The organism is Modicisalibacter coralii, assembly GCF_004117855.1.
Taxonomy (GTDB): Bacteria; Pseudomonadota; Gammaproteobacteria; order Pseudomonadales; family Halomonadaceae; genus Modicisalibacter; species Modicisalibacter coralii.
Map to the genome: position 1 here is coordinate 1 of NZ_QWBW01000035.1, position 24,280 is coordinate 24,280.

At 65.0% G+C, this 24,280-nt stretch carries 22 protein-coding genes; 7 read left to right on the plus strand and 15 right to left on the minus strand.

From position 1 onward, the window contains the following. The first annotated feature begins 134 nt into the window (after window positions 1–134). Entirely contained in the window at window positions 135–1,424 is a 1,290-nt protein-coding gene (locus D0901_RS17290; RefSeq protein ID WP_129141551.1) for an NAD(P)/FAD-dependent oxidoreductase, read from the plus strand. A 26-nt stretch (window positions 1,425–1,450) separates the two neighbouring features. On the opposite strand, the gene D0901_RS17295 is transcribed toward D0901_RS17290, so the two are convergent. From D0901_RS17295 to D0901_RS17315, 5 genes are all read right to left on the minus strand, one after another. Beyond that, window positions 1,451–2,359, minus strand: a complete 909-nt coding sequence (locus D0901_RS17295; protein WP_129141552.1) for a helix-turn-helix domain-containing protein — start codon at window positions 2,357–2,359, stop codon at window positions 1,451–1,453. A gap of 263 nt (window positions 2,360–2,622) precedes the next feature. Continuing rightward, window positions 2,623–3,732 (minus strand): class II histone deacetylase, encoded by a 1,110-nt coding sequence (locus tag D0901_RS17300; RefSeq protein WP_129141553.1) that lies wholly within the window; start codon window positions 3,730–3,732, stop codon window positions 2,623–2,625. Continuing rightward, window positions 3,732–4,934 carry an MFS transporter gene (locus tag D0901_RS17305; protein WP_129141554.1) on the minus strand — a complete coding sequence of 401 codons (1,203 nt, stop codon included), beginning with the start codon at window positions 4,932–4,934 and terminating at the stop codon, window positions 3,732–3,734. Before D0901_RS17305 ends, D0901_RS17300 begins: the two co-directional genes overlap by 1 nt. 27 nt (window positions 4,935–4,961) lie before the next feature. Beyond that, window positions 4,962–5,843: a transporter gene (locus D0901_RS17310; protein ID WP_129141555.1), complete on the minus strand. Its 882-nt coding sequence runs from the start codon at window positions 5,841–5,843 to the stop codon at window positions 4,962–4,964. A gap of 96 nt (window positions 5,844–5,939) precedes the next feature. Continuing rightward, the gene (locus D0901_RS17315) at window positions 5,940–6,929 is read right to left on the minus strand and encodes a helix-turn-helix domain-containing protein (protein ID WP_129141556.1); all 990 of its coding nucleotides are present in this window, start codon (window positions 6,927–6,929) and stop codon (window positions 5,940–5,942) included. Between the two features lie 533 nt (window positions 6,930–7,462). On the opposite strand from D0901_RS17315, the gene D0901_RS17320 reads away from it, so the two are divergent. Next, on the plus strand, window positions 7,463–7,879 hold the full coding sequence (locus tag D0901_RS17320; RefSeq protein ID WP_129141557.1) for an Imm70 family immunity protein: 417 nt from the start codon (window positions 7,463–7,465) through the stop codon (window positions 7,877–7,879). Between the two features lie 159 nt (window positions 7,880–8,038). On the opposite strand, the gene phnE (D0901_RS17325) is transcribed toward D0901_RS17320, so the two are convergent. The 4 genes from phnE (D0901_RS17325) to phnD all read right to left on the minus strand — a co-directional run bounded on the left by phnE (D0901_RS17325) (window position 8,039) and on the right by phnD (window position 11,539). Continuing rightward, window positions 8,039–8,842: a phosphonate ABC transporter, permease protein PhnE gene (phnE, locus tag D0901_RS17325; RefSeq protein WP_129141558.1), complete on the minus strand. Its 804-nt coding sequence runs from the start codon at window positions 8,840–8,842 to the stop codon at window positions 8,039–8,041. Further along, window positions 8,839–9,642 carry a phosphonate ABC transporter, permease protein PhnE gene (phnE, locus tag D0901_RS17330; protein WP_129141559.1) on the minus strand — a complete coding sequence of 268 codons (804 nt, stop codon included), beginning with the start codon at window positions 9,640–9,642 and terminating at the stop codon, window positions 8,839–8,841. The genes phnE (D0901_RS17325) and phnE (D0901_RS17330) overlap by 4 nt, the downstream gene beginning before the upstream one ends. Then, complete coding sequence (phnC, locus tag D0901_RS17335) at window positions 9,639–10,430, minus strand: phosphonate ABC transporter ATP-binding protein (RefSeq protein WP_129141560.1); 792 nt, start codon at window positions 10,428–10,430, stop codon at window positions 9,639–9,641. The genes phnE (D0901_RS17330) and phnC overlap by 4 nt, the downstream gene beginning before the upstream one ends. Window positions 10,431–10,543: 113 nt before the next feature. Continuing rightward, window positions 10,544–11,539: a phosphate/phosphite/phosphonate ABC transporter substrate-binding protein gene (gene phnD, locus D0901_RS17340; RefSeq protein WP_425256194.1), complete on the minus strand. Its 996-nt coding sequence runs from the start codon at window positions 11,537–11,539 to the stop codon at window positions 10,544–10,546. Between the two features lie 221 nt (window positions 11,540–11,760). Between phnD and D0901_RS17345 the strand changes: the two genes are divergently transcribed. From D0901_RS17345 to D0901_RS17355, 4 genes are all read left to right on the plus strand, one after another. After that, window positions 11,761–12,576 (plus strand): DeoR/GlpR family DNA-binding transcription regulator, encoded by an 816-nt coding sequence (locus D0901_RS17345; RefSeq protein WP_129141561.1) that lies wholly within the window; start codon window positions 11,761–11,763, stop codon window positions 12,574–12,576. Beyond that, window positions 12,573–13,376: an HAD-IIB family hydrolase gene (locus D0901_RS17350; protein WP_129141562.1), complete on the plus strand. Its 804-nt coding sequence runs from the start codon at window positions 12,573–12,575 to the stop codon at window positions 13,374–13,376. Before D0901_RS17345 ends, D0901_RS17350 begins: the two co-directional genes overlap by 4 nt. A gap of 139 nt (window positions 13,377–13,515) precedes the next feature. Beyond that, window positions 13,516–13,662: a hypothetical protein gene (locus D0901_RS21140; protein ID WP_203234892.1), complete on the plus strand. Its 147-nt coding sequence runs from the start codon at window positions 13,516–13,518 to the stop codon at window positions 13,660–13,662. 131 nt (window positions 13,663–13,793) lie between these two features. Next, entirely contained in the window at window positions 13,794–14,537 is a 744-nt protein-coding gene (locus tag D0901_RS17355) for a sulfite exporter TauE/SafE family protein (protein WP_129141563.1), read from the plus strand. A 97-nt stretch (window positions 14,538–14,634) separates the two neighbouring features. Here D0901_RS17355 and D0901_RS17360 read toward each other — a convergent pair whose 3' ends face one another. After that, window positions 14,635–16,293: a methyl-accepting chemotaxis protein gene (locus D0901_RS17360; RefSeq protein WP_129141564.1), complete on the minus strand. Its 1,659-nt coding sequence runs from the start codon at window positions 16,291–16,293 to the stop codon at window positions 14,635–14,637. A gap of 276 nt (window positions 16,294–16,569) precedes the next feature. Here D0901_RS17360 and D0901_RS17365 point away from each other — a divergent pair, with 276 nt between their 5' ends. After that, a complete protein-coding gene (locus D0901_RS17365) occupies window positions 16,570–17,355 on the plus strand; it encodes a Crp/Fnr family transcriptional regulator (protein WP_129141565.1) in 786 nt (261 codons plus the stop codon). Window positions 17,356–18,739: 1,384 nt separating this feature from the next. Here D0901_RS17365 and D0901_RS17370 read toward each other — a convergent pair. The 5 genes from D0901_RS17370 to D0901_RS17390 form a co-directional block, all read right to left on the minus strand. Further along, window positions 18,740–19,069 (minus strand): TraR/DksA family transcriptional regulator, encoded by a 330-nt coding sequence (locus tag D0901_RS17370; RefSeq protein ID WP_129141566.1) that lies wholly within the window; start codon window positions 19,067–19,069, stop codon window positions 18,740–18,742. Between the two features lie 100 nt (window positions 19,070–19,169). After that, window positions 19,170–21,128 carry a sensor domain-containing diguanylate cyclase gene (locus D0901_RS17375; RefSeq protein ID WP_162500907.1) on the minus strand — a complete coding sequence of 653 codons (1,959 nt, stop codon included), beginning with the start codon at window positions 21,126–21,128 and terminating at the stop codon, window positions 19,170–19,172. Window positions 21,129–21,380: 252 nt separating this feature from the next. Continuing rightward, entirely contained in the window at window positions 21,381–22,181 is an 801-nt protein-coding gene (locus D0901_RS17380) for an ABC transporter permease (RefSeq protein ID WP_129141568.1), read from the minus strand. 10 nt (window positions 22,182–22,191) lie between these two features. Further along, entirely contained in the window at window positions 22,192–23,079 is an 888-nt protein-coding gene (locus D0901_RS17385) for an ABC transporter permease (RefSeq protein ID WP_203234893.1), read from the minus strand. Continuing rightward, window positions 23,063–24,223 carry an ABC transporter ATP-binding protein gene (locus D0901_RS17390; protein ID WP_129141569.1) on the minus strand — a complete coding sequence of 387 codons (1,161 nt, stop codon included), beginning with the start codon at window positions 24,221–24,223 and terminating at the stop codon, window positions 23,063–23,065. The genes D0901_RS17385 and D0901_RS17390 overlap by 17 nt, the downstream gene beginning before the upstream one ends. Window positions 24,224–24,280 lie beyond the last annotated feature (57 nt).

Here is a 24,280-nt window from a genome sequence, read left to right on the forward strand (position 1 = left end):
CGCGGCGCCGGCAGCGCCGACGTGGAGCGGATCGACACCTCCGCCCGATGAGCTGATCCGCTCGTGCCTTGCGAGGCGGCCAACCGGTCGCTTCCCTGCCCTTCGCCCCTTCGCTTCCTTCAGGACTCCCCGCCATGGCACCGACAATAACGCCCGTACAAACCTCCAGCGACGTTCCCGCCTCGACCACCGTGGTCGTCATCGGCGGCGGCATCATCGGCCTCACCGCGGCCCTGGCACTGGCGGAACGGAACATTCCCGTGGTCGTGCTCGAGAAGGGCCGCATCGCGGGCGAACAGTCCTCGCGCAACCTGGGCTGGATCCGCAAGACCAGCCGCCACCGGGACGACGTGCCCCTGGCGCAGGCGGCCGACCGGCTGTGGGCCGGCATGGCCGAGCGGGTGGGCGGCGATGTCGGATATCGACAGTCGGGCATCATGTTCCTGGCCCGCAGCGAAGAGCAACTGGCCATGCACGAGGCCTGGTTGGCGTCGGTCGAGTCCCTGTCGCTCGACTCGCGGATGCTCGATGCCCGGGACATCGATCGGCGGGTCCCCGGCGGCAAGGGTGAATGGGTCGGCGGCATCTTCACGGCCTCCGACGGCCGTGCGGAGCCGTCCCTCGCCGCCAGTGCCATCGCCAGGGCCGCCATGGCCAGGGGCGCAACGATCGTCGAGAACTGTGCGGTGCGTACCGTGTCGCGGTCGGGAGGCAAGGTCAGTGGCGTGGTGACCGAAAGCGGCGAGATCCGCTGCGACCAGGTCCTGCTCGCCGGCGGACTGTGGTCGCGACGCTTCCTGGGCAATCTGGGTGTCTCGCTGCCGACCTTGCCGCTGATCTCCTCGGTGCTCAGGACCGCGCCGATGGAGGGGCCGACGGACATCGCCGTGGGCGGGCCGGACTTCTCCTTCCGCAAGCACAAGGACGGCGGCTATATCGTCACGCAGCGCGGTGCGCTCGACGCGCCCCTGATGCTGGATCACCTGCTGATCGGTTCCCGCTACCTGGGATCGCTGCGTTCCCAGCGCCATCTGCTGCGGATCTCGCTGGGCAAGCATTTCCTCCGCGACCTGACGCTGCCGAGACGCTGGGGGGCAAAACGCTCGCCCTTCGAGCGGATCCGCACCATGGACCCGCCGGTCAATCCCAGGCTGAACGACGAGGCGCTGCGCAATCTTGCCGCCGCCTGGCCGGTCTTCGAACGGGCCAGCGTGGCGGAGGCCTGGGCGGGCATGATCGACATCACCCCGGACTCCAACCCCGTCATCGGCGCGGTCCCCGGCATACCGGGGCTGAGCATCGCCTCGGGCTTCTCGGGACACGGCTTCGGCACCTCACCGGCGGCGGGGCAGCTCGCGGCCGACCTGCTGGCCGGCGAGGCACCGATCATCGATCCGGCGCCCTACCGCTTCGCGCGTTTCTGAAATCGGGGGCGCCCTGGCCACCCAGGCTATGACGCCTGCAGGCGCTTCAGGGTAGCGGAGGGCGATTCCTTGAACAGGCGGCGGTACTCGCGGCTGAAGTAGCTCTGGTGGAAAAACCCCTGGCGAGCGGCGGCATCGGCGATAGGCTGGGTGGGGTCCTCGAACAGGCTGCGTCGCGCCGCGTTGAGCCGCAACGCGCGCAGGTAGTGCACCGGCGACTGTCCGGTTTCCACCTGGAAGCTGTATTGCAGGGTACGCCGCGAGATCTTCAGTTGCCGACACAGCGCCATCATCGAGGGCGGATCGTCCGGTTGCGCCCGGATCATCGCGTGGCAGCGGTCGACGATGTAGCGGCGGGTACGGTAGCGAACATCGTCGACGTAAGGCGATCGCGAGCACTCACTCAGCAGCAAGTCGACGCCCTCCTCCAACTGCCGCGAGAACACGGACTGCCACGCCGGCAGCGTGCCGTGCTGCAACGACGCCAGCAGGTAATCCGTCATGGCCCGCCACTGCTCCCTGACACCGGCCAATAGCGCGCCGGGAACGTCCAGCTTGCGCAGGCGACGCTCGTCGCGCCCCAGCCAGGCGTAACGGTTTCGATCTATCGAGACCACCAGCAGGTCGTAGTTCGAGCGGGTCACGCTCCAGAACTCTTCGCATCGCGGCAGCACGGTGACGGTGCCGAGATCAAACAGCGAGTCGTTGGGCCAGTGGATCGGCAGCACCAGGTGCCACTGCGCCTCCGGGAAGTGCATCGAATGCGACAGGCCGAGGTTGGCGCTCTCGCGGAATAGCCGTATGCCGTGCTCGTCGATATCGATGATATCGCCGGAGAACCTGCCGGCTTCGATCTGATTGTATTCCTGCTGCCAGCCATTCAACCGCAAGGCATGTTCGGTAACATCCTCGCAGTGATGGAACGCGACGGTCATCAGCGACGCCTCCCGTGAGCCTTGTTGTCATTATCGCCAAATCGGCAGTGCGAGACTCGACACGCGAGCCGATAGGATGACCGAATCACGCGGGGTATTCCAGATCCCCGGCCGGCTCCGGCCGGGGCGGGCGATCCCGGGCGACGGCATCGCCCGCCCACGCCCTGCGCAAGCACGCGCCCGGGTGATCGCAACCGTGCCGGGGAGACCGCTCGGGAGCCGTCGGCAGGCGCCTGGCGATGGCTACCCTCCGCGACGCGCGCTCAGACCGATCCCCGGGCCATCGTCTCCACCGAGTCATGCAGGAATGTCGCCACATCACCGCGCGGCTGTTGCAGGTCGACGAGCGCCTGCACCGGGTCCTCGACGGCGGTGTCGACACCGGCCAGTTCCTCGATCACCGCATGGCCGCAGAAGGGCACGTAGGCTTCCGAGTACCCCCCCTCGTGCACCATGACCAGGCGCCCGTCGCACAGCCGTTCCGCGGCCTCGCGTACCTGCCGGGTCATGTCACGGAAGGCCCGGCTGGACAGCAGCATGCGCGCCAGCGGATCCATGGCGTTGGCGTCGTAACCGCATGCCACCACGATCAATTGGGGACGAAAGCGCTCCAGGGCCGGAATGACGATGCGTTCCATGGCCTGTCGATAGGTCGCCTCACCCGCGCCGGGGGGCAGTGGCACATTGAGGTTGAAGCCCGCCCCGGCCCCCTGGCCGCGATCTCGATAGCCGCCGTAGCCCGGCGGGAAACAAGCATCCTGATGCAGGGAGACGGTGAGGACGTCATCGCGCTCGTAGAAGATCGCCTGGGTGCCGTTGCCGTGGTGCACGTCCCAGTCCACCACCGCGATGCGTTCGAGGCCGAAACGCGCCTTGGCCGCTTCCACGGCGATGGCGATGTTGGCCAGACAGCAGAATCCCATGGCCTGATCCGGCAGGCAGTGATGGCCGGGCGGGCGCGACAGTGAATAGGCGTTGTCCACCTCGGCGTTGATCACCGCGGACACCGCGCCGATCGCCAGCCCCGCGGAGAGCCTGGCGATCTCGTAGCTGCCGGGACCGATCGGGGCATGCTCGCCCAGTTCCCCGCCACCGGCGTCGCTCAGCGCCTTGAAACGGTCCAGGTAGGCCTGCGGATGCACGCGCCGCAGGTCTTCCTCGGTGGCTGGCGGCGCGCTGCGCAGATCGAGTGCGGCGCTAAGCCCCGAAACGTCCATCAGATTCTTGAAACGGCGCTTGCTCTCGGGCGATTCGGCGAGCCCGCCGGCGGCCGGCGGCTGTACCCAGCCACCCACCGGCATGACCAGCGCATACTGTCCGGCGCTGTGCCAGAGACAATGCTCATCAAAAAAGAAAGCGGTCTTGCGTGACATCAGGCATCTCCTTGAGAGGACGGGGTAACGAGGCCAGCACGGCGATCCACCGACACATGCCGCTGGACGGCCAGGATCAACAGCAGGGACAGGGCCACGATGCCGGCCGCGCCCAAGGACAGCCGATCGAAACCACCGCTGGTCTCGATCACCCTACCGGCCAGCGCCGGGCCGAGGGCCAGACCGCTGCCGATCACCAGGTTGATGGTGCTCATCAGGCGGCCGCTATCGTCGAGTTCGGCGAGCGTGGCGAGGATGTAGGGCAAGGCGAAGGTCCAGGTGAACTTGAACACCAGCGCGGCGACGATGAAGCGCGGCATCGCCGGCGTGCCGTAGAGCAGGCCGATGGCGGCGATCATCAGCAGATAACCGACCACCAGCAGCGCCGGTCGCCAGCGGCGATTGCCGATCAGGGTCGCGCAGCCCGCGCCGACGATGCCCAGCAGCGTCGCCAGCGACAGCACCTCGCCGCTGGCCGCCGGTGCCAGCCCCGCATCGGCGGCGATGCCGCCGATGAAGGTCCAGACGCCACTCAGGCCGACATAGAAGCAGAGCACCGCCAGGACACCCAGCACGAAGACGAGACGCGGCAGCGATCGGGCGTCGGCCGGCCGCCTCGCGGTCATGGGGCGGCGCGGGAAGGCCCGGACCAGCGGCAGGCAGAGCGTCATGCAGCCAGCCAGCAGCCAGTAAGCGACGGCCAGGCCGTAGCGCTCGAACAGACCGGGCAGCAGCCACAACCCTACGGCGCCGAAGACCAGCTGACCGAGCACCCAGAGCCCGTAGACGCGATCCTTGTTGTCCAGCCGCGAGGCGGCGGAGATGCACAGCACCATCAGCGTGCCCCCGGCCAGGGCGCTGACCACGCGGCAGGCCATCAGGCCGTAATACCCGTCGACCAGGGTCGAAGCGATGTTGCCGGCGATGAATACCAGCCCCGCCAGCAGCGCCACGCCGCGCCATCCGCAGCGAGGCAGCCACCAGTAGGCCGGCAGCGTGGCCAGGCTCATCACGCCCAGCTCGGCGGAGAACAGGTTGCCGATCCGTACCGGCCCGAGCTGGAGTTGCTGGGCCAGTTGGGCGGCGATCGCCGGGGCGGCCATCAACACCGCCGGAGCGATCGCCGCGAAGGCCACGATGGCGACGACAAGCCCGCGTGACACGGACGACTCGTCGTGGCCGGGAATCTCGTGATTCATCATGACACCCTCCTGAGGGGTTCGCTGCCCTCACCAGACATGCGAGAGACGCAGGCGGACCTGGCTGCCGTGATAGCCGTTCTCGGTATCGACATTGCGGGAGACCGTCAGCAATCCCAGATCGCGCGCCGTGAAGTGATGGCCGACGCCCAGTCCCAGTTGGGTGTAGCGCTGGCGGGTGTCGTCGAGTCGCTCGCCGTCCAGGGTCAGGGCCCCGCCCTCGGCGTGGATCAGGCGCAGCGAGCCATAGGTGCGCGGTGTGATGTCGTAGGAGGCGAAGGCCTGAAGGCGATAGAGCGGATCCTGCTCGAGGGTGCCGCCCAGGTAGTCGTCGTTGTCGGCGTAGAGCTGGGCCTCGAGGTTGGCCTCGACCAGCCAGCGCTCGCCCAGCCCCCGGGTGTAGTTGTAGACCAGGTGCGCCGCCCAGCGGTTGTCCCCCGGAGAGACCCCGGGCCGGTCGGGATCGTACTTGCCCAGCGGCAGGCTCAACATGGTCAACAGCCCGCTGTAGACGCGTCGCTCGGGGTCGTTGATGACATACAGCGTGCCGCCCACCTGGGGGTCGCCGAAGCCCCGTACCTCCTGCTCGTCGCTGGCGCCGGGCAGTCTTGCCCGCACGTCCACCAGCGGCACGACGAACTGCGGGGTACACAACGTGCCGCAGATATCGCTGAACCACAGCTGACGAAAGGTCAGGGCGTCGACGTTCAGGTCGGCCTTGCCAGAGGTGTCGGCCTTGCCGTGATAGGTATCGGCATGTTCGTTGTCCAGGTACAACACGCCGATGCTGGTGCCGGGCGGGGCGCTGACGAAGTCACGGGCGTTGAGATCCGCCGCCCGGGCCGCCCCGGTCAGGCTGTAGGCGACCACGGCGAGCGCCGTCGCGATTTTGACGAAGGAGTTTGTTGTCATTGTCGAGCCTCTGCTGGTCGAGGTTTCTTGGAGATGCACGCGCCCTCCCATCGCCGATGGCGATGACCGGAAGAACGTGCGGGGTCAGGAATTCGCTCAGTCGCCCGGCGACTGGTGCAGCAGGCCGGCGACGGCCGCCTTGTCGTGAACGCCCAGCTTCTGGTAGATGCTGCGAATGTGATGGCGAACCGTGCTCGGCGCGATGTCGAGATCCCGGGCGATCTGCTTGTAGGTCTGCCCCTGCCCGAAGCGCCGCGCCACGCCCAGTTCGCGCTCCGTGAGGTCATCGAGAGGGCTCCGCTCGCCGACCGTCAGCAGGTACAGATCGTTGATCGCTCGCGACTCGATACGGATCAGTCGGCCGAGATAGCCCTGCTCCGGTGCTATCTCGGCGGGTAGCCGCGAGCCCTGCCACGCCGGCCACTCGCGCGCCAACAGAGTGGCGAAGCCGCGCTCGACGCTGTGCAGTACCCCCATGGGATCGCAGACCGCCAGGGCCAGCGACTGCTGGCGTTCGAGACGCTCGCGACGAGCCACCAGAGTGCGTATCTGGCTGGCGTCCACGGCTTCCGACAGATGGGCGATGAGCTGGGTCAGCAGCAGGCGATCGCGGTCATCGAAACGCTCGGCGCCCGGTGGACGATACAAGGAGAGGTGGTCGCTGAGGCGTGTTCGTGGATTGATTTGCATCACGAACAGCAACTCGCCGATGCCGTAACGATCGCCGAGCCACTTGAGGCCGGGCGTCGTCGCCTGCAGGTCGACGATGATGGCCTGGCCGGGCACACGATGGGCCCACTGTACGGTGACGTCGTCTTCCTCGACCGAGCGCCAGTCCGTCACATAGGCGTCGGGCAGGTCGAACAGATGGCAGCTGTGTACCTCGATGTGACCGTCGACCAGCGCCGAACGCCCCCACCACGCCTTGTCGAAGGCAATCATGTCGCGCAGCTGCTCGAGCACCGCAGCGTGGAAGTTCGCCAGGGAGCGCTCCCGGGCCAAGCGGTTGATATCCCAGACCAGGCCACTGAACGCTGCCAGCAGGCCGGCCGGATCGTGGCCATCCTGCGAGGTTGATCTCTTCATTTCGGCATCCATTGTTGTTGTTGGTCGTCGCTCGCTGGATTGGACGGCGTGACCCATGCCGTCATCTTCCCGCGGGATGCCGACGCTAGCCATCGTGCAGATGAACGATGTCGACGTCGCCACGCTGTCTGCCCGGGCTGGCATCGTGCAGAAGCTGTATTCAGAAAGCGATCAAGCGCGTTATTCGGGAAGAGTAAGCGATCGCTAACTTTAGATTCTTCGCCGATCAGCGTGAAACGTTAAGTCACAGCCATGGGTCGTAAATTCTTTCCCACGGAAACCAGTCTGGATGGCCCACTGGCGCATGAGGTTTCCTGTGGGAGGGAACTTGTTCCCGATTGGCGCCGCAGGCGCTCGGCATGAGCGAGGGAGGTACAGTGCCCGCCGCTATCGCGAACCAATTCGCCACCGCAAGGACCAGCCAACCGGCAAAGGCTTAGCAGAACTTTCAATCAAGATTTTCAAAGTTGACAGCTTCCAATCCCACGCCGATATTTCGAAACATCAGAAAACGGCCATTGGGAATAGGCAGCATGTCCGTCGGTATCAAGGTAGGCAGCATTATTGATGAAATAGGTACGTCTAATTTCTTGCATGCCTTCTTCAGCACGGTGAGTGCCAACTTGGAAAGCAATGGATGGGGCACGTGCTTTCCCATAGTTCTCGGCAAGCTGTATCAAGGTTACCTGGAACCGGGACTGGCCAATCAGGCAATCTCCGAGCTGACACAGATTCGAAAAGCGTTATCGGATCTCGAGCCAGCCAGGGTCGTCTGGGATATTGAACACCCGACCAGACAACCCCCATGGGGCAATAAAATATCTTCCGACATCACCTCACTGGCCAATTACTTCGTTACGTCCACTGGGCGCGACTTAATATCCACGTTAATCGAGGCCCTCGAGGATGCTGCCAAGGGAGGCAAGCCAGCGGCCATCGTCCAGTACTAAACAGTGGGTAAAGCCGAGTACCATGCTGCGCTCCTTCCCGGCGGCTTACGCAAGGCATGCGGCGTCCAGCGATCGCTCCGAAAGAAGGGGATCTTCCATACCGATCGCTGAATATCAGATCGCCCGACGAGGCATGACGCCGGGCCTTTCAAGAGACGGTCAGAGCACCCGCTTGCGCAACCAGGCGGCCACGGCTTCCCCGGCGACCACCAGCACGACGATCGCCAGCAGCACGGTAGCCACGGTCGGCCAGGCCAGGGTATCGATGGCGCCCTGCAGGATCACGCCGATACCGCCGGCGCCGACCAGACCGAGCACGGTGGACTCGCGCAGGTTGATGTCCCAGCGCAGGATGCTGACGGCGAAGAAGGTCGGTATCACCTGCGGCACGATGGCGTAGAGAATCACCTTGGCACGCGAGGCGCCGGTCGCTTCCAGGGCCTCCACCGGGCGCCGATCGATCTCCTCGATCGCCTCGCCCATCAGCTTGCCGAGAAAGCCCAGCGAGCGAAACATGATCGCGATGATCCCCGCCAGCACACCGGGCCCGAAGATGGCGACGAACAGCAGTGCCCAGATCAGGGTGTTCACCGAGCGGCTCGAGACCAGGATGAAGCGTCCCAGCCACAGCGTGAAGCGGTTGGGCGTGGTGTTCTGGGCCGAGATGTAGGCGATCGGCAGCGAGACGAACACCGCCACGAAGGTCGCCAGGGTGGCAATGTTGAGGGTCTCGACCAGTGCCCAGAAGATCGGCCGCAGATCGCTGAGATCCGGTGGCACCATGCGCCGGAACAGATCGCCGATCTGCGCCGGGGCGTCCCACACCCAGGGCCAGATGATGTCGATGGTCGCCAGCGACCAGCCGGCCGCCAGTGCCATCACGGCGAAGCCGGCGAAGCGCTTCCAGCGCTGCTGCGGGGTGTAGCGCGACCAGGCGCGCTCGGCCACGGTTTGTCGTGTCACCAGATCGCCCTCCGAATGCGCCCGCTGATCGCCTCGCTGACCAGGATCACGCCGATGATCACCAGGGTGATGGCCAGCGCGAAGTCGTAGTCGTAGCGGCCGAAGGCGTTCATCAGCGTCGAGCCGATGCCGCCCGCGCCGACGATGCCCACCACCGCCGAGGCACGCAGGTTGCTGTCCAGTTGATAGATCGACAGGCCGATCTGGCGCGGCATGATCTGCGGCAGCACAGCGAACTGCAGCACGGTGAGATAGGGGGTGCCGCAGGCGCGCAGCGCCTCGACCTGCCCCCAGTCGATCTCCTCGATGCGTTCGGCGAGCATCTTGGCGACGAAGCCGATGGAATAGATGGTCAGCGTCAGGATCCCGGCCACCGGGCCGAATCCGACCGCCTTGACGAACAGGATCGCCACGATCACCGGGTGGAAGCTGCGGGCGATGATGATCAGGGCCCGGCCGAGCAGATAGATCGGCTTGGCGGCGATGTTGCGCGCCGCCATGAAGGCGATGGGCACGCTGAGGCCCAACCCCAGGAGGGTGGCGAGAATGGCGATCTGCAGGCTTTCCAGGAACCCCTTGATGAGCAGTTCGTGACGCACGAAGCTCGGCGGGAAGGCGCCGGAGAAGATGCGCGCGGCCCGTTCGATACCCTGGCTGATGCGTGCCCAGTCGAATGGCAGGGTCGAGGCCGCCCAGCCCAGATAGACCAGCGAAACGATCACCAGGCCCCAGCGCAGCCAGGGGTTGGCGATGAACGGCGGCTTGCGCCAGGTCCGCGAGGGGGGCGTGGCGTCGCTCATGAGGCCACCGCCCGGGACGAATCCTGCTCGGCCTGCTGGCGATCCTCGGCCGGCGTGCCGCTGTAGACGGCATCCATCGCCGCCTGGTCGAGATCGTCGGGCTTGCCATCGAAGATCAGCCGCCCGAAGCGCATGCCGACGATGCGCTGGGTGTACTCCCGCGCTTCGCCGACGTTGTGGATATTGATCAGCACCGGGAGTCGCAACTCCTGAGAAAGCGTCTGCAGCAGTTCCATGATCTGCCGTGAACTGACCGGATCGAGCGAGGCGGTGGGCTCGTCGGCGAGCAGGATCTCCGGATTCTGCATCAGCGCCCTCACGACCCCGACCCGCTGACGTTCGCCGCCCGAGAGTTCGTCGGCGCGCTTGCTGGCATAGTGGGCGATCCCCACCCGCTCCATCAGCTCGTAGGCACGCTCGATATCCTCGGCCGGGTACTTGCGCAGCGCGGCCCGCCAGTAGGGGATGTAGCCGAGCCGGCCGCACTGCACGTTTTCCATCACCGTCAGGCGGTCGACCAGATTGAAGCCCTGGAAGATCATGCCGATGCGCCGGCGCGCCTTGCGTAGTTCGTCGCCCTTGAGCCGCGTCAGCTCGGCACCGTTGAGTTCGATGCTTCCCGAGCTGGGTTCCACCAGCCGGTTGATGCAGCGCAGCAGGGTGCTCTTGCCGGCCCCGGAGGCGCCGATGATCGACACCACCGATTCGCCGGGCACCTCGAGATCCAGATCGCGCAGCACCGGCTCGCCGTGCCCGTAGCGTTTGACCAACTGTCGGATTCGCAACATCTTCGTTCTCCTCGACCACCTCTCTCGCCCGCCCCTCTCGCCCACCACTCGAGAGGGGCCGGCGGTTTCGGTCGCGGCGCCCCACCGGCGCCGCTCGTCCGGCGGGCAGGGACTCAGCCCTCCAGGTTCTCGGTGGTGTAGGTCACGCCGTTGGCTTCCTGGATGTCGCGGATGACTTCCCAGTCCTTCTTGTAGGTCACCGGCACGAACTTGGTGACGCCCTCGAACTCTTCGCCGAGCTCGGTGCCCTGCATGTCGAAGGAGAAGAACGCCTTCTTGATCTTGTCGATCAACTCGGGCTTCAGGTTGTGGGCGTAGGTGTACGAGGTGGTGGGAAACGGCTTGGACTCGTAGACGATCTTGACCTCGTCCGGATCGTAGAGGCCACGTTCGGCCATGCGATCGACCACTTCCGAGGCCACCGGGGCGGCGTCGTAGTCGCCGGCCACCACGCCGAGCATCGACTGGTCGTGGGAGCCCGAATAGACCACTTCGTAGTCCTCGCCCGGGACGATGCCCAGCTTCGGGAAGAGCGCGCGTGGCGCTAGATTGCCGGAGTTGGAGGTCGGCGACGTATGCGCCACCCGCTTGCCCTCGAGATCCTCGATGGCATCGATGCCGCTGTCCTTGCGGGTATACAGCTGCAGCGTGTAGCCGAACTCGCCGTCCTCGGTGCCCATGATCGCGAACGGCACCGCACCGGCGAGATTGACCGCGAAGGGTGTCGGCCCGGTGGAGAAGCCGGCGACGTGGATGCGGTTGCTGCGCATGGCCTCGATCTCGGCGGCGTTGGACTGCACGGCATAGAAGCGCACGTCCTTGCCGGTCACCTCGCTCAAGTGCTCGATGAACGGCTCCCAGATGTCGGCATAGATGGCCGGGTCCTCGACCGGGGTATAGGCGAAGATCAGCGTGTCCGGATCGAGGTATTCGTCGGGGTTGCTGGGCGCGTCGGCCACCATGTCGCCATCGGCATCGCAGTAGATCGGCGCCAGGTCGCCACGCTGCGGGCAGTCGTCGGCGGCCTGCGTGGCGAACGACAGCGCCGCCAGCAGGGAGGCGGCGACAAGACTCCCGGGACGCCGGAAGCGGCGGAACGCGGGGGCGATGGCGGACAGCGATGCCACCGGAGAACGGCGGGAAGAGTCGAGCATCATGACGTGGGCTCCTTGTATCCCCTGCTGTGTTTGTTGGTGTGGGGTTACAAGGAGGCTAGTCCAGCGCATTTGGTATTTACAACATAATTGCGGCAGAATTCGCCTATAGTCGCAAACCAATGTGGCAAACCACACATTACAGTGTGTATAACGCCCAGTCGGAGCCTGCCGTCATGACCCGCAAGCCGCGCAAGGACGAACGTCACGCCCGGATTCTCGAAGTCCTGCGCTACACGCCTCACGTGCGTATCGCCACCCTGGCGACCCGCTTCGGCGTGACGACCGAGACGATCCGCCGCGATCTGGACGCACTCAGCGACCAGGGGCTGCTCGACCGTGCTCACGGCGGTGCCGTCGCCCGCCCCATGGGCATACAGCCACCCATCGACGAACGCGAGCAGGCCACCGTCGACGAGCGCCGGGCCATCGCCCATGCCGCCGCCCGGCTGGTGGAACCCGGTCAGGTGGTGATGATCGATGCCGGCTCCACCACCACCCAGCTCGCCTGGCGGCTCGGCACCGGCGATCGGGCGCTGACCGTGATCACCAACAGCTACCCGGTGGCGAGCGCCATGGCGTCGTCGACGTCGCGCCTGATCCTCTGCCCCGGCGACTTCAATGCCCGCGAGGGCGGCGTGTTCGGTCAGGACACCACCGACTACCTCGCGCGCTTCCATGCCAACCTGGCTTTCATCGGCGCCAGCGGCCTGACCGGGGAAGGCATTCTCGACGTCAACCGCGATGCCGCCTGGGTCAAGCGGACGCTGATCGCGCGCAGCGAACGCACCTATCTGCTCGTCGACCACACCAAGTTCGCCCAGACCGTGCTCGAGCTGGTGGCGCCGCTGAGCGCCATCGACGGCATCGTCACCGATCGCCCACCGCCCGAGTCCCTGGCCCGGCATCTGCAGCGGGCCGACGTCACGGTGCACGTCGCCGGGCCCGTGACGGCCGACGATCCGCAACGCCTGACCGAGGAGATCGCATGACCCGCCCCGAGCCGCTGGCGTCGGCGCCACCCCAGGAACTGGCTCGCGTGTCGGTGGTGCTCACCGATGTCGACGACACCCTGACCCGGCATGGCCGGCTGGCCAGCACGACACTCGCCGCGCTCGAGCGGCTCGCCGATGCCGGCATCACGGTCATCCCCGTCACCGGCGGCTGCGCGGGCTGGTGCGATCATATCGTCCGGGCCTGGCCGGTAGCGGCGGTGATCGGCGAAAGCGGCGCGTTTCGCTTCCGGCGCAGCGCAGGCGGAGGGCTGGACGTGCACAGCGTGCGACCGCTCAAGGCGTTGCGGGAGGAGCAGCGCCGCCTGCTGACGATCGCCGAACGCGCCATGCAGGAGGTGCCGGGCGCGCGTCTCGCCGCCGATCAGCCCTTTCGTCTCGCCGACGTCGCCGTCGATCACGCTCAGGACGTCGCGCCGCTCGATGCCGCGGCCATCCAGCAACTGGTCGATGCGTTCAAACGGGCCGGCGCCAGCGCCCGGGCGAGCTCGATCCACGTCAACGCCTGGTTCGGCGCGCATGACAAGGCGACCATGGCCGCCTGGGCCCTGGAACACGATCTGGGTCTCGACGCCACGGCACGCCGCGAACGCGTTCTGTTCATCGGCGACGCGCCCAACGATGCCTCGCTGTTCGGTCGCCATCCGCTCGGCGTGGGCGTCGCCAACCTGGCGCCTCATCTCGATCGCCTGCCACGGCCGCCGCGCTGGCTGTGCGAGGCCGGCCATGGCCAGGGCTTCGAGGAGATGGCCGAGGCCCTGCTGGCGGCACGGGAATGACGCCGCCAACCGCCGGCCCCTCTCCTGCCTTGGGGATCGGAATCCTCGCTGCGTCGATTGGGCCACGCATGGCTTGAAGCCCGCCCCGCTCTCACCCATAAAGAGAGGAGGACTCAATGGACGAGAAAGGAGCAACCCCGTGAAGAAATGGATCGGCGCGGCAATTGCCAACTGGTTCCGCAAGCCCGAAAACCGCGAGAAGGCGAAGCGAGCGGCCAAGCAGGCCTACGATCGTTATCAGGATCGCAAGAATCCACGCAACCCGGGCAACCGTCCCCCTCGTTGACCGCTTGCAGCGCGTTGGCCGTCCGACGCGACCGTCACCCGGTCGGACCGGGACCAATGTCACATTGCCGGCTAACGACATTCCCGGCACCCTGAAGGGCCTCTCGGTCACGCTCAGGCATCGGGATCACGATGACATTCGAAACGGCGGCCGTCATTGCCTTCGCCTATCTCATGGCGGCCTTCGTCAAGGGGGCGACCGGTCTGGGGTTCTCCACCACCGCCCTGCCGATCCTGGCGCTCAGCCTGGGCCTGAAGTCGGCCATGCCGCTGGTGCTTCTTCCCTCCGTCGTCAGCAATACCCTGGTCATGGTCCAGGTCGGCCACTTCCGCGAGACCCTGCGCCGGTTCTGGCCGATGTTTCTCGCTACCGTGCCGGGGCTTCTGGTCGGTCTGGCCGTGCTCGGCCGGGTCAATGGCCTGATGGCCGGTGCCATCCTGGGTGTCGTGCTGGTGGGTTACGGTCTCTGGACCCTGCTGCGTCCCGGCCGGCCGATCTCGAACCGCACCGCTCGGTGGCTCGCCCCGCTGTCCGGTTTCCTCACCGGCCTGTTCAATGGCATGACCGGCTCCCAGGTCATGCCGATCCTGCCGTTCATGCTGGCACTGCGCCTCGACCCCGGGCGCTTGGTGCAGGCGATCAACATCTCCTTCAGTCTGTCGAGCCTGGTCATGGCCATGGGCCTTTCCCGATTGGGCCTGATGTCGCTCGAGACCCTGTGGATCTCGTTGGCGGGACTGATTCCGGTCTATCTCGGTGTCCGGCTGGGCGGCATCCTGCGTCGGCACCTAGATGGCGAGACCTTCCGACGCCTCGTGCTGATCATGCTGATCGTGCTGGGGGTGACCCTGATCGGCAAATCCCTGACCCTGTAACGCGCCCCGCCCGATGCTGCCCGCCGGTAGCGCGCAACGAAAAGCCCGGCCGAAGCCGGGCTCATCTTTCCTGCATTCCCGTTGACAGCCGGGCACCCTAGCAGGCCTCGGCGGCCTCGAGAGCGGCCGGCTCGCGAGACGTCGAGCGCCGTCCCTGCGCCCCTCCCGGGCCGGCATCGGGCAGCGCCCTGGCCGGGGTCGCCGTCGAGTCGGCGAGACGGAAGACGCCGATGAGCGTCGCCAGTTGCTCGGCCTGCTCTTCCAGCGAAGCGGCCGCGGCACTGGTCTGCTCGACCAGCGATGCGTTCTGCTGGGTCACCGAATCCATCTGGTTGATGGCCACGTTGATCTGATCGATGCCGGCATGCTGCTCCCGGGTGGCGGCGGAAACGTCGCTCATCAGCCTGGAGACCTGCCGGATCGCCTGGACGGTGTCGTCGATGGTCTGCCCGCTGCGCTGGGCCTGCTCGGCCCCCGACTCGATGCGCGCCGATGTCGTCTCGATCAGGGCGCGGATCTCCTTGGCCGAATCGGCACTGCGACTGGCCAGCATGCGAACCTCGCTCGCCACCACGGCGAAGCCGCGACCCTGCTCGCCGGCCCGCGCCGCCTCGACGGAGGCATTCAGGGCGAGGATATTGGTCTGGAAGGCGATCGAGTCGATCACGCCGATGATCTCGTTGATCTGGCGGGCGCTGTCCTCGATGGAACGCATCAACGCCACGGTCTGCTGCACTTCACGACCGCCATCCTCGGCCTTGCGGGAAGCACTCGCCGACAGTTGATCCGCCTCGGCGGCCGCATCGGCGTTCTGGCGCACCGTGGACGCCATCTGTTCCATGCTGCTCGCCGTTTCCTGCAAGGCGGAGGCCTGCTCTTCGGTACGCGAGGAAAGGTCCTGGCTACCGGTGGCGATTTCCTGGGCACCGGTATAGACGCTGTCGCTGTTATGGCGCAGCGAAGTCACCAGGCCGATCAGCTGGTTCTGCATCGCCTGGAGCCCGGCGAACAGCTGCCCGATCTCGTTACTGCCCCGATCTTCCACGCGGGCGGTCAAGTCGCCCTTGGCGATGCGGTTGAAATGCTCGACGGTATCCTGAAGCGGCTTGACGACGACGCGGATCATGCCCAGGCGGACCAGAAAGGCGGCGATCAGTGCCAGCACCAGCAGGGCAACCGCCACACCCTCGACGATTCGATTGATGCGATGGCTGCTGGCGATCATTTCGTCGCCACGGGACTCCACATAATGGATGAAATTCCTGACCGCCTCGTCAAAGGCGGCAAATTTCTCGGAGACCTCGGCCTGCTTCACGCGAATCTCGAAGCGCTCGGGATGCTGCACCAGGGGCTGCAGCGAATCGGTCACGAGCGACGACCAAGCGGCCTCGATGGCCTCGACATCGGCATCACGACGACGGTCCTCGCCGGCTCGCGCCGAGACAAAGGCATCGAAGCGCGTCTGCGCTTTCTGAAGCGCCTCACGACTTCGCTCGGGAAGCGCCTGTACGGCGGGGCTACTCGCCTGAGCCCCCTGGGCGCCGGCATACTGCTCGAGCATCGTGCGGGCACGCAGCAGATTGACCTGGGCACGGTTGAGCGCATTGCTCTGGGCAACGTTGACTTCCGCCAGCCTGTCGATCGCCCTGGCACTGGAGGTCATGGCATAGAAACCCAGCACGCTGATCACCACGATCATCGAGACCAGCACGAGCAATGCCGCCGTCAGGCTGCCCCTTACGGACCAGTTTTGCATTCTCTTTCCTTTGATTAGTTTTTTCTGATTAAACAGGAATGATTACCGCGTGCCAGCTATCGGCAGCGAGTGGTAAACGCTGAAACGGTTGTCGGGAAAGGCGCGAAAAACAAGCCGGAGGGAGCGATCCCGGGCGGCAAAAAGCTAGACAGAAGCTATACAAAAAAAGACTTGATCGTAGTTATTGCATAACCGTGGTACAGACAGCTAAATTGTACAACGTTCCATCATGGAAGGAACCACGCCAAAGGGTATGCAGGGCTTGCGCACGGACCTTTGACGGATGTCGTTTCATGCAAAATCTCACCGAACATCATGCAAAATCTCACCTATCATATTGCCTTCACCGACCATGAGCGTCGGCTGGTATCGGCGCTGGAAGGCCCGCCAAAGGTAGTCAGCAAGGGCACCCGGCTGTGGGAGCCCGACGAAGCGCCACGTTACCTGTATTCGGTGCACCAGGGCTGGGCCTATACCTTTCACCGCACGGCAGACAATTCCGAACAGATCCTCGATATCGGTCTGCCCGGCGATGTCATGGGCCTTCGTGACCTCACCTTCACGGCGCATTACACGGCGACGGAAATGCTGACCGATGGCATCGTCAGACCCATCCCCGTCGAGAATATCCATCGCCTTTTCCAGGTGGCGCCGCGCGTGGCCATGGCCCTTTATGCGGCCACGGCTCGCCAGCAGCGCACGATCACCCAGCGCCTGATCAATGTCCTCAGCAACGACGCCGGTTCACGAATCGCCCATTTCGCCCTAGAAGTCCATCATCGGTTATCACGCAGCAACGCAACCGTCGGCAATACCTTCACCCTGCCGCTCACCCAGCGGCAACTGAGCCTGATGCTGGGCATGAGTGAAGTGCACGTCAGTCGCACGCTCAGCGACCTCGCCGCGCGTTGCCTGGTACGCCGGCAACGGCAGAGCATCGACATCCTGGACTTCGAGGAACTCGCGCGAATCGCCCACTTCCAACCCGAGCGATTCAGCGACACGCTCAACCCGGCGCTCTCCACACTCGATGCCCCCTCGCTGGAGGGAACGGCCTCCTGAGCCCCCTGCCCTTGTACAAAGGCTCCATCGTCAAAGGGCGGGCCGACATAAAAAGGCCCCGTCCTGGCGGACGGGGCCTGATGAGACAATCGATCATTTCGAGGTGGGTCTCCCTGGCAGTCACAACTTCCTGTTGACGCGTGCCATCGACCCACAGGCAGACCTTCCCTGGTCCTGGGCTTCCTTGCCCGATCGACATCCCTATCGCCATGTGCCTTACAGCATTCAAGGCGAAGCCTGAAACGAAAGGCGAGCAACGTGCCAAACCTCATGCAGCGTCCCGGACGCAAGCGTGCGGTCACCCTCTGGCAGAGATTCAAAGCCGGAATCGGCCCTTTCGCCCCTCTTGTCGAGCCATCCTTGACCCGACGACGGTAATTTCTCATGTCGCCGGGGCGCTGTAATTAACCCATGTTATGTTGTACGATATTTTATCAATTTTACTCGCTTGTATAATTCGACCTCACACCTCATCCATCGCCCGGGCCGTCTTCGAGGCCTCGAATCGACTCATCTTCACATTGATTTTCAATAGCTTGAAGCGGAAAGGATCGGCAAGTGACAGGGACAATGCAGACTCGCCCCCCTGTTGTAAAACCGCCTTTGGCAGCTCATGGTCAAAAAAATGCCCCGCCGGGACGGCAGGGCCAAACGCAGGGATCGAAGAGGGGAATGAACGCCCGATTCGTCGATGACGGGTCGCTCAGGCACTCGCGACCGTCACCTCTCGTCGAGGGTCCCTGCCCGTCGTGGGCGCCGACAAGATATCGACGTCACGCGGGCAGCCACCTGAAAGAGAAAGAAAGGAAAGCGGAAATGGACAGGCCGGAGCCATGAACTTGGCGGGTCGACAGGCCCGACCGGATACCCAGGCAGTCCATTGCCTTTCTTCGCCGAACTCGGCGTGGTCCAGTGCGATGACTTTCGCATGAAGTCCGGCTTCGATCAGCACAGACTAAACCATGATATAAAAAATGACAAAACAGAAAAGTCACGATAAAAAGCGCCTCGCCAATAGTCGGCGAGGCGCGTTACTGCTCGGATCTCAGGCTCCCTGGTCAGGTGACATCCTGTCGCTGCGACCTCCCTGCCCTCGTGGCCTCCCTGGCCATCGGCATCCCTGCTCGAACGATCATCCCGATCATCTTGAACACAGCCAATATAATACAGGTTATGAAAAATGTACAACCCGAGTACATTAAATCATGCACTTAATGCGCCACGAGAACAGACGCTCTTACGCCAACTTCCGGTGTCTCGTTTAATTATCATTCGTGAACTAACAGGCACCGAGACTGCATCATTAGTAAGCATTAACTCGCCCTGGTCGACCAGCGATCAACTCGACCTCGCGCCCGAACGCCGGCTGGCAGGAAAGTGACCATCAAGGGTGCGAGGCACAGGCCAGACAGCGGGTCGTGGCCGGCAGGGCCTGCAGACGACCGGGGTCGATCGAGACGCCGCAGCGCTCGCAACGTGAGCCATTGCCCTCGGCAATGCGCGTCAGGGCCCTCTTCACCTGATCGAGTTCGCCGCGAGCTTCTTCCTCCAGCCGATCGATCACCTCGTCATTCTCGATCTCGAGGGCCTGCTCGCCGAGATCCTTGTCGAGCGGCCCCGCCTCACGATGCTGATGGGCCCGGTAACGCTGCAACCGTTCTTCCAGGGTATCGCGCAAGGCTTCGAGTTCCCGCCGTCGCTGGTTCGCGTTCATTGCCGTCGACCTCACTCCTCGCTGCTTCTCATTGTTTTGTAGTACATCGCCGAGAAGCGACATTGACGACGATCAACTCGCGCAGCGCTCGGGCCGAATATCAGACCGGCGCCGGGGCAATCTCCACCCGGTTGCGGCCCGACTCCTTGGCCCGATAGCTCGCCTGGTCGGCCCGGCGCATCGGCGTCTCGATATCCGCGTCGCCGGCAACCAGCGTGGTCACGCCGAGACTCAACGAGACCCGGTAGGTGTTACCCGCATGACTGACGCTCAACGCCTCGACGGCGCGGCGCAGCTTCTCCGCCGTCAACGTCGCCTGCTCGAGACTGCAGGCCGGCAGCAGGATGGCGAATTCATCCCCGCCATAGCGGGCCAGGAAGTCGCTCTTGCGGACCTGGGCCGCGATGGTATGGGCGATCAGCTCCAGCATGTGGTCGCCCAGGGCATGACCGCCCTCGTCGTTGATCGGCTTGAAGTGATCGAGATCGAAGAGAATCAATGCCGCATTGATGCCCCCCTTGAGCCAGTCGGCCAGGGCTTCCTCGAGCCGCCGCTCGAAGCCACGACGGTTGAGCAGGCCGGTCAACGGGTCGTGCTCGGCCTCCCAGCGCTGCAGGGCGGCCCGCTGGTGGTGCTCGGTGATGTCCTTCATGGTGCCGACGAACCCCAGTGGCGTCCCGCTCTCCAACCGGACCAGACTGGCATGCACGTCCACCCAGATGAGTTCGCCGCTGGCGGTGAGATAGCGATACTGGCGCTGGAAATCACGCTCACTGAGCAGGCTGGAGCGCCAGAGATCGCGGACGTCGCCCCGGTCGTCGGGGTGAATGTGCGCATCCAGGGAATCGTTGCGATGATCGTCGAGGGTATAGCCCGTCAGTTGCGTCATCGCCGGATTGACGTAGAGCAGCGTGCCCTGCATGTCGTAGACGAACATGCCCAGTGGTGACGAGGCGAGCACCGCATCGAGGAAAGCCTGACGATCGAGGAGCCGTTCCTTGGCCTCCCGGCTCCACTCCGCCATCTGGTTGAAGCTATCCGCGACACGACTGATTTCCTCGGTACCGGTACGCACGTCGAGAAATTCCCGATACCCCTGGCCCACGGCCTTGATCTGCCGCTCGAGCTGGCGCAGCGGACGCAACCCGACGTGCAACAACCAGGCCAGCAGGGGCAGCATCGCCAGTACCGTGATCCCGCCCACCAGCCACAGGTTGCGCAGGAACCAGTGCAACGGCGCGAAGGCCTGATCTCGCGGCAGGAAGACGCCCACGACCCACCCCGGCGTCCAGACCTGCTGATAGGCCTGCAGGGCGACGGTACCGCTGACCAGGGGGCCGACCGCGGTGCCCTCCCAGCCGTCGAGAGCCAGGTCGAGCCAGGGATTCTGGGACGCCGATGGGGTCGGCTCGAGCAGCCACTTGCGCTGAGGGTGGACGAGCACCCGCCCCGAGGCCGTCATTACCGCGGCGAAGCCCTCTTTTCCCAGACGAATGTGACGCAGCCTTTCGAACAATTGGCCATTCAGGATATTGACCACACCTCCGACCGAGCCGGCGAACTCCCCGTCGGCATCCGTCAGTGGCACGCTGAACAGGATCACCGGCGTATCGCTGCCCGGTTCGACGAAGGGTTCGCTGACGTAGGGCCGGCCCACCTCGCGCTGGAACAGGAAGGTATCGTGATCGGCGACATCGAATCCGCGCAGGCCCGGTCGATGGGGCCAGTCGGCGATGACCCGGCCCCGGCGATCGACCACCGCCAGGCCGTCGAACAGGGCCAGCAGGCCCGACTCGTTCTCCAGGGCACGCTGGGTCCCGGTCGCGTCGATGTCCCCCGTCGACTCGATGTCGGCACCCAGACGCTGCATGGCCTCGAGTCGCAACTGGACCTCTTGCTCGATCTGTCGCGCGATCAGACGCGCCTCGTACTCGAGATGCGTGTCGCTGACCTCGCGGATCAACTGACGGCCCGAATACCAGCCGGCCGCCAGCAACACGAGCACGATCGCCATCCAGCCGAGCCCCAGGCTCGACAGCAACCGTCGCTTGAGCGACATGCCTGCGAGTCGCTTCTTTCCCTGCTTCGTCATCCCATTCGAGCCACCGTGCCGATACACTGGCCAGCATATCGGGTTACGGGGATGCTTTCCTACTGTGCATCGCGATTGGAACGCCTTTGTCGGCGCGCATCGGCATGACGACGCTGAATCGATCCACGCAGAGCGAAGACTCGATGACCGGGAGAGACACGCGGTCGTACCCGCCCGACGGCACGCGCGTGGGTGACCATCGACGGCGGCACCGATCGCTCAACGCGCGGCAAGCCGGCTCTCGCGACGGCGCTTGAGTTCGTAGATCACCGCCAGGCCGATGGTGATCAGGATCAGGATCAGGCCCAGAGCATTGACCGCCGGCGTCAGGCCGGTGCGCACCTTGGAGGCGATATAGACGGTCAGGGTGGTGTCGTAGCCGACCACGAACAGCGAGGTGTTGTAGTTCTCGAAGGATTGCAGGAAGGCGATCACCGCCGCCGAGAGAATCGCCGGCTTGAGGAACGGCAGCAGCACCCGACGAAACGCCTGCCACGGCGAGGCGCCGAGATCCAGTGCCGCCCGCTCCAGCGTGCGGTCGAAGCGCTGCAGCCGTGCCATCACCATCAGCATCACGTAGGCGGCGATGAAGGTGGTCTGGCCGAGCACGGTGAGCAGCGTGCCGCCGGCGACGTCGAACTGACGCCAGAAGATCAGCGTCGAGATACCGATGATCACCCCCGGGGTCAACAGCGGCGAGAGAATCAGGCCATAGACGAACGGCTTGGCGCGGCTTTCCACGGTGGTCAGGAACAGCGCGCTGGCCACCCCGATGGGCACCGCCAGGCAGAGAACGCCCAGCGCCACCAGCAGGCTGTTGCCGAGGGCGTCCCACATGCCGCCGTCCGCCCACAGGGCCTCGAACCACTTGAGCGTCGTTCCGCGCCACGGGGTGACGGTGGGAAATCGACTGTCGTTGAAGGTCGCCGCGCCCATGATCACCAGCGGCAGAAAGAGGTAGACGAAGAATATCCCGAGGTAGAAACGCAGCCCCCAGTCGCGGAATCGTTCGGCACTCATCACGGGCTCCTCAGCGGGCGATGTCGGCCAGGCCGACCTTGAACAGCCGCATCACCAGCGACATGAAGCCGATGCACAACACCAGCAGCAGGAAGGCGTAGGCCGCGCCCTGGTTCCAGTCACCGCCCTCGAAGAACCAGTTGTAGATGATCTGGGTGAACCAGCGGCTGCCCGGCGAGCCGAGCAGCGCCGGTACCGCATAGCTGCCGGCGGCGAGCATGAAGGTCATGATGCAGCCGGTGGCGATCCCCGGCTTGGCGTGGGGGATCACCACCCGCCAGTGGGTACGCACGCTGCCCGCGCCCAGGTCGCGCGCCGCGCGGATCTGGTTGCCATCGAGACTCTCGATGGCGTTGTAGAGCGGGAATACCATGAACAGGATATAGGCATAGACCATCCCCACCAGCACCCCGCCGTCGCCGCTCAAGAAGCGAATCGGCCGGTCGATCAGCCCCAGTGCCAGAAGGAGCTCGTTGAGCGGACCACGAAACGCCAGCAGGATGAACCAGGAAAAGGTGCGCAGGATCTCGTTGATCCAGAACGGGATCACCAGCAGCAGCAGACACAGTGCCGCCTGCCCGGGCGTGGCGACCTTGGCCAGATAATAGGCGATCGGATAGCTGACCAGCAGCGTGAGTCCCGTGACCAGCACGCTCGACCACAGCGTCTTGAAGAAGATCGCCAGATGAATGCGATTGTCGAACAGCGTGGCGTAGTTGGTCAGGCTCCAGTGGTCCTTCGGCCCGCCGATCTCGGCCGGCAGCAGATTGGGATGAAAGGAATAGGCGATCATCTGCCATTGCGGCAAGACCACCATGACGACCAGCCAGATCCCCACGAGCCCGACGATCGCCATCGCCACCGGCGCACCGAAACGCCCCTTAAGCTGATGCAGCATGCTGCCCCTCCCCGGTCCGGGAAGCGAGCGGCTCGCCGGTCTCGGCATCGACGTCCGCCGGCGCATCGTCGGTCAATACCACGGCATCGCGGGGTGCGTAGCCCAGTTCGACCCGGTGCCCCGCCACGGGATTCGCCGCCGGGCCGGCGCCCTGGCCGAGCAGCACGCGCAGCCGTGTCGAGCCATCCGCGAGGCACACCTCGAGCATGCGCCAGGCGCCTTCGAAGCTGACCGAGGTCACGTCACCTTCGAGCCGGGTATCGTCCCCCGTCGTGTCGAGACGCAGATGCTCGGGACGCACGAACAGCGCCGCCGATTGACCGACGGCGAGTTGCGCCTGCCCCGTGCGTCCTGCCAACCGGCCAAGCCCGGGAACGTCCAGCGTGGTCGTCTCGCCGTCGCTGGCTACCACTCTCCCGGGCAGCCGGTTGTTCTCGCCGACGAAGGCAGCGACGAAGGCAGTGGCGGGACGCTGATAGAGCGTCTCGGGATCGGCGACCTGCTGGATGCGTCCGGCCGACATCACCGCCACGCGGTCCGACATGGTCAGCGCCTCGCCCTGGTCGTGGGTGATGTAGATGAAGGTGATGCCGGTCTTGCGCTGGATCGCCTTGAGCTCGGTGCGCATGTGCTGGCGCAGCTTGAGATCCAGTGCCGACAACGGCTCGTCGAGCAGCAGCACCCGGGGCTCCACGGCCAGCGCCCGGGCGATCGCCACGCGTTGTTTCTGCCCGCCCGAGAGTGCCGAGATCGGCTTGTCGCCACTGCCGCCGAGTGCCACCAGGTCGAGCAGCTCATCGGCCCGGCGACGTCTTTCCGCCCGACCGACGTTGCGCACCTCGAGACCGAACTCGATGTTCCGATAGACACTCATCAGCGGAAACAGGGCCAGATTCTGGAAGATCATCGCCGTGGGGCGCCGGTTGACCGGCACGCTGGCCATCGGCTCGCCGCCGATGCGCACCTGTCCTTCGCTCGGCGTCAGAAAGCCGCTGATGATATTGAGCAGGGTCGTCTTGCCGCAGCCCGACGGCCCCAGAAAGCTGAAGAACTCGCCGGACTCGATGGTCAATCGCGTGGGTTCGATCGCCGTGAAATCGTCGAACCGCATCATCACGTCGTCCAGCGTGACGCTTCCGTCCATAAGGCCTCGTCGTCAGTGGGCAGGAAAGCTCGAGCGCGCCACAGGCCCTGGGCATGC